This window comes from Paenibacillus plantarum, assembly GCF_013141695.1.
Taxonomy (GTDB): domain Bacteria; phylum Bacillota; class Bacilli; order Paenibacillales; family NBRC-103111; genus Paenibacillus_E; species Paenibacillus_E plantarum.
In genome coordinates this window covers 89528-105230 of record NZ_WHNY01000045.1, presented here as the reverse complement: position 1 = coordinate 105230, position 15703 = coordinate 89528, and the positions used below count along the sequence as shown (strand labels likewise).

6 protein-coding genes are annotated in these 15703 nt (G+C 46.2%); all 6 read right to left on the bottom strand.

The window, feature by feature from the left end; genetic code table 11:
* Nucleotides 1–51: 51 nt before the first annotated feature.
* The 6 genes from GC096_RS15815 to GC096_RS15790 all read right to left on the bottom strand — a co-directional run bounded on the left by GC096_RS15815 (nucleotide 52) and on the right by GC096_RS15790 (nucleotide 15634).
* Nucleotides 52–2472 carry an alpha-L-rhamnosidase-related protein gene (locus GC096_RS15815; protein WP_171631506.1) on the bottom strand — a complete coding sequence of 807 codons (2421 nt, stop codon included), beginning with the start codon at nucleotides 2470–2472 and terminating at the stop codon, nucleotides 52–54.
* A gap of 100 nt (nucleotides 2473–2572) precedes the next feature.
* Nucleotides 2573–4846: an alpha-L-rhamnosidase-related protein gene (locus GC096_RS15810; RefSeq protein WP_171631505.1), complete on the bottom strand. Its 2274-nt coding sequence runs from the start codon at nucleotides 4844–4846 to the stop codon at nucleotides 2573–2575.
* 22 nt (nucleotides 4847–4868) lie between these two features.
* Nucleotides 4869–6362, bottom strand: a complete 1494-nt coding sequence (locus GC096_RS15805; protein ID WP_171631504.1) for a glycosyl hydrolase family 28 protein — start codon at nucleotides 6360–6362, stop codon at nucleotides 4869–4871.
* Between the two features lie 147 nt (nucleotides 6363–6509).
* The gene (locus GC096_RS15800; protein WP_171631503.1) at nucleotides 6510–10076 is read right to left on the bottom strand and encodes a polysaccharide lyase 8 family protein; all 3567 of its coding nucleotides are present in this window, start codon (nucleotides 10074–10076) and stop codon (nucleotides 6510–6512) included.
* A gap of 135 nt (nucleotides 10077–10211) precedes the next feature.
* Nucleotides 10212–13781 (bottom strand): polysaccharide lyase 8 family protein, encoded by a 3570-nt coding sequence (locus GC096_RS15795; protein ID WP_171631502.1) that lies wholly within the window; start codon nucleotides 13779–13781, stop codon nucleotides 10212–10214.
* A 179-nt stretch (nucleotides 13782–13960) separates the two neighbouring features.
* Nucleotides 13961–15634: an extracellular solute-binding protein gene (locus tag GC096_RS15790; RefSeq protein ID WP_171631501.1), complete on the bottom strand. Its 1674-nt coding sequence runs from the start codon at nucleotides 15632–15634 to the stop codon at nucleotides 13961–13963.
* Between the last annotated feature and the right edge of the window lie 69 nt (nucleotides 15635–15703).

Below are 15703 nucleotides of genomic sequence, written 5' to 3'. Positions count from 1 at the left end.
CTTGAAACGACGGAGGAGCAATATACATCCTTTCGCGGAGTTAACATGTATTTATCTGGAAAATTCAAATTCATTCTGCCCCTCATGTAAGGGATAGCTTTCTTGGCCCCAAACCAAACTACCAGGCAAACCCTGGGGCACTGTAACTTCGACGTGCCATTGGCTGCCCCGACACGCCACGTTTACTTCGATAAAACCATTCGGGTGCGGAAGCTTACCGTGCAGTCTTGTTAAAGACCCTAGCTGTGGACGAATCACGACCGAAGCAAAACCCATCGATGCCGGGCGAATGCCAAGCAAATTGGTGTAGAGATGGTAAACCGGATGAGCACCCCAAGCATGACAATCCGAACGTGTGGAATCTAGGAATATTTCCGGCGTCGTCTTAAGACCATTTGCCTCCATGCCGAACCAAGGCTCGAGTCTGTCCAGCAGCGCTTCTATTTGAATGGCAGACGCTAACACATCGAACGTATAGTGATCGAAATACACGCTAGTACGCATCAAATCGTTGGCCGTCTTCAGTATTCCAGGTACAAGGCGACGGTTTAATTCAGGCGAAATCGGCTCGCATAATAAAGAAAGCACTTGTGCATGCTCCGAATAATACTGATGGGAAGTTTCGTCCGCAAATAGCCCTCTCTCATCATTCCAAAACAGCTGCTCGACGACGCTGCCTAGTTCTTTGGCCAGACGTCTTGCTCGTGACTCCAGCTCTGTTTCGCCTAAATAGGCTTCAAGTTTAGCAACTAGCTCCAACGTATGAATCATCTGGAGATTGTACGCTGCATTCAAGCGATCTGCGCCATGCGGAGGTGTGCCCGAGTTCCATGCATCTGACGGCGCAGTCTGCCAGTCCATGAAGTTCCATGAAATAGGCAGCTTTACAGCCCCATTCGATGCACGATTTTGCAAGAGCCGATCCAACTCATCTCGGACGCTGCTCATCATAAAACGAATCCATTCCCGGTCACCTCTCCACAGGGCATAATCATAGACCATCGCCACCCACCACAAGGAGAAGGAAGCAATATGTTTACCGCTTTGATCCGGATAAGCACAGTTCACAAGTCCAAGATGGTTGTTGCGAGAGACTCGGAACATGTCCAGTGCTTTACGCGGTAATCGATCGTCGAGCGTGCTCACATAGGTAATAAGCGACTGAATGCGTGTATCCCCCACATACATGAGCTGCTCCCAATAAGGGCAATCCATGTAGGTTTCGTGTGCACACATTTGCAGCGTCCTAAACGATGACTTAACGACATGATTTAGGCGTTTATCACTACTCTCGATTGAACCTTCCATCTCCAACGGATACCTCGTTTCCAGCAACCTAAACGCCTTCAAGTCCAGCACCTCGATCCCCGTCTCCACGATCAACTCGCCATAACGTCCCGCATGCCACCACAACGTATCGAAACTCCTGCCCGTCCCGCCATCTGGACGGAACGTATCGCCGTATCCTCTAAACCATTTACCCGCAATAGCATTCCGGTTCGTCTTGCGTCCACCATCCGCTTCATCATAGAAAGACTCCTCCCAATGGAGTCGAATGACAGAACCATTTCCTCCCGATACGACAAGCTCTGGGTAGAAACAATAATAATCCCCTAGATCGATAATGACTCGTCTATGGGTATTTGCTGGAATGTGAATCGGTTGCCCGGTAAGTAAACCATTCCAACGCTCATGCTCCTCTATCAAATCGCGACTCGCGATAACCGGAAATCCATCTGATTCTAGGATACCGGCTTGCTCTACAAAACGTACCCCCATCGTCGTCACGCTGTTCTCTTGCATCGCTGGCAATGTAGCTGGTCGCATAAGCCGCTGTACCGATGAAAAGTGATAATTGTCCTTGCTATGATAGACATTCGCCAAAGGTTGTACCGGAAGCCATCCGTCCCCTCCCCCTTGCAAGGCATCCCAATCGAAAGAAGCGCCGTCAATGTCCAGCTTTGCACCGGTACCGATGCTGGATGGCAACGGTACAAAATGATAGCCGGGCATCGGCTTCGCTTCCCAATGAGCAACACCTGTACCCATCAGAGGTGCGAGTGCTTCATCATCCGGACTAAGTAGAATACCTGGCTGTACGCTGACCTGTGCCCACGGCTTATGTTCGCCTAACGCCCAGCAGCGTGCAATCCATTGATGTTCTCCTGCGGCAAGCTCGACCTCATACGTCTCATAAAACCAGTTGGTGCGGTCCCCACGTTCGCTGCCTCGGCCGATCCTTACGTGATCCAGAAACAGCTCATACCTTTCATCGCCAGAGACGTGCACCCTTAGACGAATAGCTTCACTTAAAGTGAATGTGCAGCGGTAAACAATCACATAGGGAGGTTTAGCCGCCTCACTGTATGTCACCCAGCGACATGGCCAACCCGTTGTCTGTTCCCACGGCTTTTGGGATTGATTTGTCTCTATTTGTCCATTGTAGGGTAAGTCAGTTAGCAGTATTCGCATTCCGAGCGCCTCCTCCTTTATTAAATTGTGATTTAGAATGTAAACAAGGGTGCTAAGTGTTATCGCATCCGTTGAATTAAAGTTTGCTCTAACTTTATTATTAATAAAAATGAATTTGCAAGGGATAGTCCTCCGGACTGATTACTTCAAAACCTTTCGGGATTTCTGTAATACCTGATATCCTTCCGTTACGCCTTTCAAAACGAATCCTAATGCTTCCATGCTTTGTTGGAAATTCACCTGAAGCCTCCGCTCCCTCCCAAGTAGGTATCCTCAGTTCTAATTTGCCTTGACCGGCACGGGACAAATCAAGCCCTAAAACAATGCGGGGAATCAGGTATGCTGGTGAGGCTCCCCAAGCATGACACAAACTAACCGGGACCCCTTCCCACAAATAAGTCGGGGTGTTGCCTAAATAAGTGCTTGGTATCGTACATAAGGCACTATCAGAATCAAACGTTTCCCACCATGTCGTAGCCCCTCGATCTACCATTTCACCCCAATACCCTTCAATTATATCAGCTGCTTTCTCGGCCAATCCAAGTTGAAGTAGCACCTCAATCACGATATGTTGGAAGAATGCACCTCGAACAGATGCCAACTTCCCGCCAAAATAGTACTCATTTATGAACTGAAGAGCTTCGTCTTGTTCCATCACTCCGCACCAGACGGCAAGAAAATTTGTTTGCAAGGAGAGATGACCAGAGAGCTCATTCCCATCCATACAGTCGGAGAACAAGCGGATTTCCGGTAGCCATAAATATTGGCATATGGCCTCTTTTAAAGCATCTGCTTCCACAGTCAACTCCTTGCTTTCTGTCATTTTTCCAAGCTGTTCAGCCATTTGGCTCATGGAACGAAGCACTTTGTAATTCAAAAGAGATATTGCCGTTACCTTATCCCGTCGATCGATTTGATCCGTCCAATCTATAAAGCACCACATGCCTTCACGCGTGGCGTTTGCGAATAGACCTGTATCGTCTCTCTGTTTACGGTACCAGTCCAGTACGCGCATCATGGAAGGCCATAATGTCTCTACAAAATGAATATCTCCCGTATAATTCCAAAAATCGGAAACGCCTAATATCCAATATGCACAAAAATCGGGCAACAGGAAATGATTTCGCTCCGGTCCCGTTCCTGGAATAGAGCCTTCCTCATTTTGAATTCGTGCTCCTTGTAGCAAGCATTTACGCAACAACGCTGTATCTCCGAACTGACTGTAAATCACCTTACCCATGATAACTGCGTCCACAACCCACAGCGCCTTTTCTCTCCATGGACAATCTTCGAGATGGTCGTGGCTGTTCATCAAAGTGGTGTAAGAACTGATAGAAAAAATCCTATTCAGCATGGGCGCATCACAATAAAATGACGCTTCCTGCTCAAATGGATAACCAGTCATCTCGAATTGTACCTTGTTGATAATAATCGTCTCCGGTGCCGCCATGAACGTTAGCTGTAAATAACGGCAAGCTCTTCGACCAAAGGGTTGCAGATGATTTTGTCCCGGCTTTAGGATAAAAGTATCTACGTACTGCAGTTCCAGTGATTCTCCATATGCAAGACGCAACACGCCTCCCTGGGGCGCAGTCAACTCGAGAACAGGCCTACCTACAACCTCTTTCCCAAAATCAATCACCGCACTTGGCATTGCTCCCGGAACTGACGCATCCACAGTAGCATGTCTTCTGCCCAGTTCATCAAGTAGCACTTCCGCATCTTTGAATGAACCGTAATTGGATTCCGTCCTCAGAATACTTTCAGCCAAAACGATCCAATATTTCAAGGCTGGAATTTCCCTTTCGATTAGACGTGGCCACAGGCTCCCCTCGCCATAGGGACTGGATAAGCTAGTAGCAGAAACCCAGCTCTCTGTTGAATATTGCCGCTGCTCCCAACCGTCTTCTTGCTCAGCTATATAAATTTCTTTGAAACCTCCCCAACGACTGATCCGCTCGGTCTTAACCCCATAGCGGGGTGATGTCCGAACGAGCCAACTCTCGTCAGATGCCAACAATAGGCTTTCGTCCCGTTCCAATTGCAGGAGGAAGCCTGCCTTCCCTTGCATTTGCCGAGTCCTGATATCTTTCTCACCAAAGTAGTAAACCGTTACAGCAATGACGTTAATTCCTTCTATTAACCAATCCGCTATTTCGTAGCTGTCATAATATTGGTGTTCCATATCGCAAGGAGACGGACCTCTTCCGACAAACCTACCATTCACCCATAAAACATATTCCGTTCTCGCTGAGATACGGAGTTGATAATTTGCCAATTCGTTCGCCTTCTTCTCGAAAGTCTTTCGAAAATCAAGGTATTGATTGACTTTCTCACCATTTGGATGCCAGATCCACTTTGCTTGCCACTCCATCAATTTTCTTCTCCTTTATTCCTTATCGGATATCCTGTAATACGCATAGTTCGTTAATGTGTATATTCATCTCTTCCAAAGTTGCTGCCGACTTCGTGCTGCCCAGCATATAGATCTGATCAAAGGTAACCCCTTCAATTAAGAAAGGTTCTGTTCCACGTATTATGGACGGGAGTCGGCCTTGATCACGCACCTTAATATTTTTGAGGAGCACATGGGTGACGGGTCCAATCCCTCTTCCACTCTCCTCGATTTCCAGCTGCAGCCAATAAGGGCCATTTCTTGTATAAATGACTTGCTCAATATCGATGTTCTCAAAGGTGATATTATCCGCGGTAGATGTACCAAAGCGGTGGTGGATCGCTAATGCACGGCTAGCTTGATAGACGTAACTATTGGTAAAAGCGACATTCCGTTGCGCTTGTTCTACCCCCATCCCTACTTTAAAAGCCGCACAGCAGGTCCATGCGATACAATCATCGAACGTCACATTCTCAAGCATTTGCGGCGAGCCCGGCCAATTTCGGGCAATATCCGTTGCTTCATTCCAGGTTTTGGTGGAGAACGGGTCATCCTCTGAAATGGCAATGGTATGGGTAACTTGCACATGCTGTGACTCTACGATATCAATGGCGTCATCCTCATAATCGACCAACGATTGGAAGCCCTTGTAGTTCGTAATCTTCACATGATTGGAGCGAGTGGGAATTAGCGCCCACAGACCAGCATCACGACCGATAATGCCATCGATTGTAAAATTGGAGGTCTGCAAAGGGACAATTAAATTACTAATAAAGCGTTGATTCGCTCTCAACCAGGAACCATTTCCATCGATCGTCCCTCTCCCTGTAATGACAATGTTGGTGGAATAGGGTTCTGTTTGGATGAGCCAGGTTCCGTCCATATCAAGACTATCCTTATGAAAATCAACCGTGTAATCCTCTTTATAGTCTGATGCTCTAAGCACAGCTCCACCTTGTAGATAGAGGGTGACATGGCTTTTCAGGATCAAATTACCGATCAGGAATACGCCTTCGGGAACATACACAATTCCTCCGCCAGCTGCGTTTGCAGCATTAATGGCTGCTTGAATCGCGGAAGTAGCCATTGTTGTCCCCGTGTGATCAGCGCTATAATCAGCAACCACATGATAGATGCCATCGCCAGTTGAAGGTGGAGCGCTCACTACAAGGGGATCTGCGATGAGGACGAGCTCCTTCAATTGGTTGATTTTTACAATAAGATATCGGGACTCCTGGAGGTCGAAGGTCAGCTTGTTTCCCACTACCTTGCCTTGAATCTCAAAAGCTAACGGACTTATTGAATAGGTATCGATCGGCTCGCACGCCGTGATGGTTATGGTCGTTGAACCGGAAAAAGAGAAATGAGCGTAATCATAATCGCGATCCGTCAGAAAAGAGATTACCGGTATTCCGATATGATCCGCCTTCACTGAATAATACATTGATTCCGCGTAAATTGACGGCACGGAGTAAGTTTCAATCGTTGCAGGCATAATAATCCTCCTAGGCTTCATAGCTAACAGGTTTAACATACCGAATTTGATAGGGCTCATCAATCTACATTTCTTTGTTGGATTAACATGCATGCAAGATAAACAAAGAAACCTGAGACTTTGAGCCTCAGGCTTCTTTCTAGTAAATTAAGGATTATAACTCACCTTCGCATCATCTACACTCATCGAGCTGGCATTACCGCCGATGGAGGAGCCCAACTTGTCGACCTTGGTCACCCCGGCATACCGATAGCTCCATTGCGAGCCACGCAGCTCACCATTCACGTAGACATCGAACTTTTTCGTTGCCGTGTTGATAATCACTTTAAGATGGTAAGGTTCTCCGTTCGTGGTTGAGGTCTGTACGTTCGTTTGAGTCCCACCGTTATAACCCCAAATTCTGCCTGCTTGCATAATGAGATGGGCAGCACTATTGTTCGAAGTCAGACTGCTGTCAGAGATGACTAAAGCATTTTTCCAGTTATCGTCATCGGCGGTAACAGTCGCTTCTGCAATGACCGTGCTGTTAGCCGGCGCGGTAAACACTTTATACGCCTCAGCTTTGCCAGAGGTGGACGTTGTCGTCAATTGGACGGATTTATTCGACCCGCTCACTGTCTGCACCATGCCCGTGTTCCCCGTGACACCGCCATTATCGAATACCCAACCGCCTTGCCCATTCAAACTACCGAGTGTCATGCCGTTAAAATTCTCATCGATTAAACTAGTTAACGCAAGCGGCTTATACGATACTTTCACATCGTCCACGCTCATCGAGCTGGCGTTGCCCGCGATGGAAGAAGAGAACTTGTCGAGCGTGGCCACGTTGTAACGGTAGTCCCAGCCCGTAGCGAGCAGCGCATCGTTGACGTAGACGTCGTATTTTTTCGTTGACGCATTGATCAAGACTTTCAAGCGATACGGCTGGCCATTCGTAATCCCTGTTAACACATCGGTTTTGGTGCTGCCGTTATAGCCCCAAATTTTGCCGCTTTGCATCACTAGCTGTGCCGCATTGTTATTGGTAGCTAAGCTGTTGTCCGCAACGATGAGCGCATTTTTCCAATTGGCATCATCGGCTGTCACGGTCGCTTCAACTGTAATGTAGCCGCTTTGAGGAGCATTAAACAGACGATACGCTTCGGCACTTCCGCTAGTTGATGCTGTCGTTACTTTCAGTGATTTTTCTGTGTTATCAGCATTCAAAGGCTGTACAACAACGGTATTCGCAGCAACACCTGCGTTATTCATAATCCAGCCATTTTGCCCGGACAACGTGCCAGGCAACATGTCGTTGAAATCTTCATTCACCGTATACCCGGTAATCGGGACGCCTGTAGGCGTTGCAAAAAACGCCTTAATGCTTTTACCCCCAGCACCATTCACATTAACCGTAAGAGTAGTCGTTCCGCCGCTCATGCTGGCTGTTATCCGAGAATCCTTATAAGCCACTGGCCCCAAAGGTTGCGTTAGCGTAAGTTGAATTGTGCCCGTATTGGACAGCGTTGGATCGGATACGGAAACTTCCGTTCCGTTCTCGGTTGTACGGACCATAACGGACGCCTTCTTGTTACTGGTGACACCGCTCACCGTCTTTGAAGCATCATTCCAGAAGTTAATCCCTAGAATTCCTAGTGAATTTTCTTGTACGGCTTGTGCCGCTGTCGAGTTCTCAACCACCGTGATGTCTGGATTTGCGGCATAGGTGTCCACTTGACTACTAGACTTGCCAGGCAGCAGTACATAAGCGTACCCAGCATTGGTCGGATTCATACCATGATCGAACCATAGGTTCATGAAGTTGCGTGTAAAATTCGTCGTGTAATCGGTGCCAAGATTGTATTGATTGATACTCGACCATTGGTCTGTTCGCGCTTCACGCAATCCTTTAAGCACTGTTGTCGTAGGAAAGTAGTAACCGACATCCGACCCGGCCACACTTCCGGCCAAATGAATGCGATTTACGCCAGTCATCGTCTCGCTCCACCCAAGTGCTGTCGATTTAGCAGCACCGTTGACGGTGATCGCATTGTTTCCGCTGCTGTTCAGCTTGCGGTTATCGACAATGGTTTCAACAACTTTGTTGTCCGTAGATGTAATGCCGGAACCTAAACTCACGATTTCATCATCAAACATAAACCAGGATTTCTTTGCTGTGAGATTGTAGCCATTAGCCGTGTATTGCATGCCTGTTGCTCCGTATAAGCCTGCAACTTCTGTGCCTCCAACCCAACTATTGGGATTTTTGGCATTAGCAGCAGCCGTGGTATTCTGATTAACGGTTGTACCTGGCATGCGATAACTATTGACCGTAGACCAGTAGGAATCTTTATATTGTTTCAAGTCCGAATTATACAGATAGGTCATCCCGTCTCCGGTATGCCACCCCCTTAAATTGACATCATTAATCTGTTCATAATTCGCAATTCGATTGGAAGACATGCTGATGCCGAAGGCAAATCCCGGTCTATGGTGTACAGTTCTAGCCATATTCGGGTATTGTTTGTTCATGATCAGCGGTGCTCTTGGGGTAACGGATGTATCACCCTCGATTAGCTTCGCTTGAACGATATCGCTCATCATGACCAAATCCGCATACTTCGTAGGCGAAGTGGCTTCTAGCAACCATTTTTTGACCATTGATTTATAGGCAGCCCGATCGCTGGCATTTGGTGCGGACAATGCCATCCGAACCACGGAAGGTCCAATCGCTTTTATAGAAGTAAGTCCCTTATCATCATCTCTATAACCAGCAATACCTCTTCCTCTGACATTATCAAACATAGAGTTATTATAATATAGCGGTTCAAAAGCCGTATAAATCCATTGATAAATATTATTTACATCCGGATCTACGATATCCCAAGTGGACCCAGCTACGACATACATGATTTTTGTTAAATTATCGAGTAAAGCTGTGCCATATCCCCCGTTGTAGGGAATGAATGCGGTATGCTGAATAAAGGACCCCTCGCTGTACACCCCTTCTCCAGAAGTCACATAATCAAATACGGAGCTAAGCTGGTCTCTGCCCTCTATAATTTTGGCGCTATTCTTGACGATAATCCCGCTTTGAATTTTAATGTAGCAAGCCCATACACGATTGGCTCCAGTCAAGCCAGCCCCCCATGCAAGAGCTTGATAGTCGATAACCGCATGCCAATTGCTAATTTGCGTCGGGGTTAAACTGTCATATAACCAAATTGTAATGTTATTGATCACAAGCGGTGAAGTGACCTGCCAGTCAAACCAGTTGTCATACCCTCTTTTAGGAATGCTGGTATTGTACCTGTTCGTATACATCCAATCCATAGCGCTGATAATGTCCGTGCGCAAAGCTGCGTTATTTTGAAGGGATGAGCCTCTCGTCACATAAGCCAGTGTCATTGCTTCTAACCGTTGGTAGCTTTGGGAAACATGCTCCGATTCCGTTGTCGTTGCCAAGTCGCTCCACAGATAAGTTCTACCCGCGCTCTTATTCATCGTATCCCAGTTGGTTTGTGCTAGTGTCGTAATATTCGTGATCTTGACGCTGATGTCCGGATCAGCAGTGTCATACGTTGAGCCCCCTGTTGTAAAATCATACATTCTCGCTCGCAACGTGTCATACTCATCTGCCGCATTGGCAGGTTGAATGGGCAGTGCCACTGCAATGAATACTAGAGCTAGTATCAACACAAGTGCTTTCCTAATTAGGTTTTTACTCGTCAACATTAATAACCCCTTTCACATGCTAAATTGTCTCAGGCCAAAGAATGCTCCTCTTCAATGAATGGATTAGGAATTAACCATACGAATGAAGAGGAGCATATGACTGAACTAGAAGTTAGGCTAATCTACTTGAATACCTTACGGAATATAGCTCACCTTGGCATCATCTACGCTCATCGAGCTGGCGTTGCCGCCGATCGCTGAGCCCAGCCGGTCAACCTTGGTCAATCCGGTATACCGATAGTTCCACTGTGAGCCTCGCAGCTCGCCATTCACGTAGACATCAAACTTTTTGGTTGATGTATTGATTACTACCTTCAAACGGTATGGAACGCCGCTCTCGATCGAAGTCAGCACGTTCGTTTGGGTACTACCGTTGTAGCCCCAGATTCTGCCGTTCTGCATTATGAGATGGACAGCACTGTTGTTCGAAGTGAGACTGCTGTCAGCGATGACTAAGGCATTTTTCCAGTTGTTGTCATCGGCGGTCACGGTCACTTCTGCGATGACCGTGCTACCTGCCGGTGCAGTAAATGAATGATACGCCTCGGCTTTGCCGCTAGTGGACGTTGTTGTCAATTTGGCAGCTTTGTTCGTAGCCGATCCGCTTACCATCTGTACGACGCCCGTATTCCCCGTGACGCCGCCGTTATCGAATACCCAACCGCCTTGCCCATTCAGATTAGCGAGCGTCATGCCGTTAAAATTCTCATCGATTAAACTAGTTAACGTGAGTGGTGCATACGATACTTTCACATCGTCCACACTCATCGAGCTGGCGTTGCCAGCGATGGAAGTAGAAACCTTGTCGAGCGCGGTCAAGCCCGTGAAGCGATAATTCCAACCCGAGGCGAGCAGCGCATCATTGACGTAGACGTCGTATTTTTTCGTTGACGCATTGATCACGACCTTTAGGCGGTACGGCTGACCATTCGTAATTCCTGTCAAAACATCGGTTTTGGTGCTGCCGTTATAGCCCCAAATTTTACCGCTTTGCATCACCAATTGAGCCGCTACGTTATTGGCAGTTAAGCTGTTGTCTGATATGATTAGCGCATTTTTCCAATTGCTATCATCAGCTGTTACGGTCGCTTCCGCTGTGATATAGCCGCCTTGAGGAGCATTAAACAGACGATAAGCTTCGGCACTTCCGCTAGTTGAGCCCGCTGTTACTTTCAGCGATTTGTCCGTAATAGAGCCATTGTCCTTCTGCACGACAACCGTATTCGCAGCAACACCTGCGTTATTGAAAATCCAGCCGTTTTGCCCGGTCAGCGTGCCAGGCAGCATGTCGTCAAAATCTTCGTTCACTGTATAGCCGGCAATCGGGACACCGGTTGGCGTTGCAAAAAACGCCTTGATGCTTTTGCCGCCAGCACCGTTCACATTAACCGTAAGCGTAGTCGTACCGCCGCTCGTGCTGGTTGTTATCCGTGAATCCTTATATGCCACAGGCCCTAGAGGTTGCGTCAGCGTAAGTTGAATGGTACCCGTGTTGGCTAACGTTGGATCAGATACGGAAACTTCGGTTCCATTCTCGGTCGTGCGGACCATGACGGACGCCTTTTTATTGCTGGTGACACCGCTCACCGTTTTGACCGCATCATTCCAGAAGTTAATTCCTAGTATGCCAAGTGCATTTTCTTGCACAGCCTGTGCAGCGGTTGAATTTTCAACGACTGTAATATCCGGATTAGCTGCATACGTGTCCAACTGCCCGCTTGACATACCTGGCAGTAGCACATAGGCATACTGGGCATTCGTCGGATTCGTGCCATGATCGAACCACAGATTCATATAGTTGCGTGTATAGTTCGTAAAGTATTCTGGACCTGTAGAGTACTGGTTAATGCTCGACCATTGGGCTGTTCGCGCCTCGCGCAATCCCTTTAATGTCGTTGCTGTTGGGAAGTAGTAACCGATGTCGGAACCAGCCACATTTCCAGCCAAATGAACCTTTGTGACTCCGGTCATCGTCTCATTCCAACCTAGCGTGGTTGACTTTGCGGCGCCATTTACAGTAAGCGCATTGTTAGCGGAGCTGTTCAGTTTTCGGTTTTCAACAATGGTTTCAGCTACCTTGTTGTCTGTGGACGTGATACCAGCTCCCAGACTTACAATCTCATCATCGAACATGAACCATGATTTCTTCGCTGTCAGCGTAGCGGCATTAGCCGTGTATTGCATGCCTGTGATCCCATATTGGCCCGATATTTCTGTTCCGCCAACCCAACTATTCGGATTTTTGACATTAGCTGCTGCCGTTGTGTTCTGATTGACTGTCGTGCCAGGTAAACGATAGCTGTTTACAGTTGGCCAGTAAGAATCCTTGTATTGTGTCAAATCGGAATTATAGAGATAGGTCATTCCGTCTCCGGTATGCCAACCCTTTAAATTCTCATTATTAACAATTTCAAAATTCCCGATTTTATTGGATGACATACTGATGCCAAAAGCGAATCCTGGTCTATGGTGTATGGCTCTAGCCATGTTGGGGTATTGTTTGTTCATGATCAGCGCATCTCTCGTGGTAACAGAGGGATCACTCATGATTTGTTTCGTTTGCACGATGGAGCTGATCATAACCAAATCAGCATACTTGGTAGGAGACGTAGCTTCTGTCATCCATTTCTTAATCATCGATTTATAGGCTGCCCGATCATCAGCAGATGGTGCTGACAATGCCATCCTTACCACGGAAGCGCCAAGCGCACCCATTGACGTTAATCCATTATCATCGCTGGCTAATCTAGCAATATTTCTTCCTCTGACCATATCGGCCATGGAGGTATTATAAAATAGCGGTTCAAAAGCATTATAAATCCATTGATAGATGTTATTCACATCTGGATCTGTTATATCCCACGTAGAACCTGCAACGACATACATCACTTTGGTTAAATTATCGAGCAAATTTATGCCATATCCGCCGTTGTAAGGAATGAGTGCGGTATGTTGAAGAAATGAACCGTCGCTATACATCCCTTCACCGGAAGTCACATAATCAAATACCGAACTAAGCTGGTCCCTGCCTAAGATGATTTTGCCACTATTCTTGACTATAATCCCGCTCGTAATTTTAATGTTGCAAGCCCATACGCGATTAGCTCCAGTCAGGCTGGCTCCCCAAGTAGGCGCTTGATAGTCGATGACAGCGTGCCAATTCGTAATCTGCGTTGCGGTTAAACTGGAATAAATCCAAGTTGTTATATTATTGATGCTGAGTGGAGAAGAGATTTGCCAGTCAAACCAATTGTCATAACCTCTATACACTACACTAGTGTTATATCGGTTCGTGTACATCCAGTCCATGGCACTTATAATATCCGCCAGTAAAGCTGCGTTATTTTGAAGCGTTGAACCTCTTGTCACATAAGCTAGCGTCATCGCTTCTAAACGTTGGTAACTTCCAGAAACGTGCTCTGATTCTGTTGTTGTTGCCATGTCACTCCACAGATAAGTTCTTCCTGCAGTCTTATTCATCGTATCCCAATTCGTCTGAGCAAGCGTCGTAATATTGGTAATCTTGCCGCTGATGTCCGGGTCCGCTGGATCGAAAGTAGGTCCTCCCGTGGTAAGGTCATAAATTTTCGCGCGTAATGTGTCATACTCATCTGCCGCATAGGCAGGTTGAATGGGCAGTGCCAGTACATTGACAATCATAGCTAGCACCAATATAAGCGCTTTCATAAAACGAAATTTACCCATTAACATAATTAGCCCCCTCTTAAGTCGAACGATTTGTTGGCTTTACTTCAGCCGCTCCTTGCAAAAATCGAGTCCTTATATTGAAAAAAAATGCTTCCTTCCGAACTAACTAACAGCAGGAAGGAAGCACATGTTGGACTAAAACTTTGATTTAACTTGTGTACATGATTGTCGTTAACTTATTTCGTCAACAATTTATAGTAATCTTTCGTGTAAATAACGTCTTTTTTGTTATCTGTATAGGCTTTTGTATAGAAGTCATCGACTTTTTTACCGCCGCCTTTTTCCCAAGCATCTTGAGCATCTTTCATCGCTTGTTCAACGGTATAACCTGATCCACCTACAACAGCTTTTGTATAAATGTTTGTAAGTGTATTTTTCAACGTGTTTTTAATAACAGTTAGATCATCTGTCAAAGTAACTGGAAGTACGATTTCGGACGTAGTTGGACGATCAGCTGTAATGTATGCCGCTTTACCTTGGTTGATCAAGTCAATATAGGTTTTATCATTCGGCTTCGAAGGATCTAGTTGGTTCACGTAATCCGCACATTTCCCCATTGTGCCCAGTTGAGACACCATTTGGAAATCGCCATTCCAATCTAATTCTTTCTTGTTTTTCGCTGCATCAATTGGTTTCGGACAACCGTTTACCATCGTATAGTTAACGCCTTCCATACCATACTTCAATGTGTTTTGAACTTCTGGCGTCATCAACCAATCCACATATTGAACAACGGCTTCTACGTTCTTCGCTGTTGCATTAATAGCACCCATAAATTGCATAGGTACTGCACCTGCAGGTGAAAATTGACCTATTTCAGACTTCGGAAGCGGCATAATCGCTACTTTTGCATCTGGATTATTTTTGATCAGCGTATTGTAGACATCGTATCCTTTTGCACCTTCTAAACCATCTGATCCATAAATGCCAAGCTTGCCGTTAACCCAATCTTGCTGTGCTTTAGCCATATTTTTGTCTGTGAACGTATCTTTATCTACAGTGCCAGCATCATACAGAGCTTTCTTGAAAGCTAAATCTGCTTTTGGACGATCCCATGTACGTACATATTGATCATTGATTAAATGATAGGACGTGATCATTGGCAATGTTTCATCACTCGCTTGCCCTAGTTGGTACATATAGTCTACATCCCAGAAAGTTGAACCCAATGTATCTTTCTTGCCATTACCGTCAGGATCTTGCTCTGTGAACGCTTTCGCAACTTGCAGATACTCTTCTGTTGTTTTTGGCATTGGTAGCTTCAATTTATCCAACCAATCCTGGCGAACCATCACATAGTGGTTGGTTGCAAATGGAAGACTGCGACCAAAGAAGTACGTTTTCCCATTAAATCTCGTTAATTTTTGTAAAGACTCATTGCCAGCGATCATCTTCTTGTAATTCGTGGAATATTTCGAAATAGCATCATCGATCGGAATAATTTGTCCTTTGGCCGCCAAATCCTTCATATAAGGATTCGAGAATTCCAAGATTAAATCAGGTGCTTGGCCAGAAGCGAACAGAACGTTCCACTTCTCCGAAGAGTTCGTACGTGGAACAGGGATAAACTCAACTTGCACAGGTGCATTCTCATTAATCCACTTCGTCCACCGGTTATTCGTAATCGAGCCTTCACCCTCAGGTACATTATTACGATCATAAATGGAAACCGTAATCTTAGGTTTAGGTCCTGCTGGTTTCGCACTTGCTGTAGCTGCAGCTGCGGTACTTGGTGTTGTTGTGCTAGCTGCCTTGTCCTTATCTGATCCACAAGCCGTAAGTAGCGCTGTGCTGGAAAGTACTAATGCTAAGGAAACGGATGTTGCTTTCATTTTGCTGATTTTTTTCATATGAATAAGTCACCCCTCATGATTTGTACGTACAATTTTTAAGATAACCCCGATGAATTCCTCTACTTT

Coding starts and splice junctions, on each gene's coding strand:
- GC096_RS15815 (WP_171631506.1), bottom strand. CDS start 2,472: ATGCGAATACTGCTAACTGACTTACCCTACAATGGACAAATAGAGACA.
- GC096_RS15810 (WP_171631505.1), bottom strand. CDS start 4,846: ATGGAGTGGCAAGCAAAGTGGATCTGGCATCCAAATGGTGAGAAAGTC.
- GC096_RS15805 (WP_171631504.1), bottom strand. CDS start 6,362: ATGCCTGCAACGATTGAAACTTACTCCGTGCCGTCAATTTACGCGGAA.
- GC096_RS15800 (WP_171631503.1), bottom strand. CDS start 10,076: ATGTTGACGAGTAAAAACCTAATTAGGAAAGCACTTGTGTTGATACTA.
- GC096_RS15795 (WP_171631502.1), bottom strand. CDS start 13,781: ATGGGTAAATTTCGTTTTATGAAAGCGCTTATATTGGTGCTAGCTATG.
- GC096_RS15790 (WP_171631501.1), bottom strand. CDS start 15,634: ATGAAAAAAATCAGCAAAATGAAAGCAACATCCGTTTCCTTAGCATTA.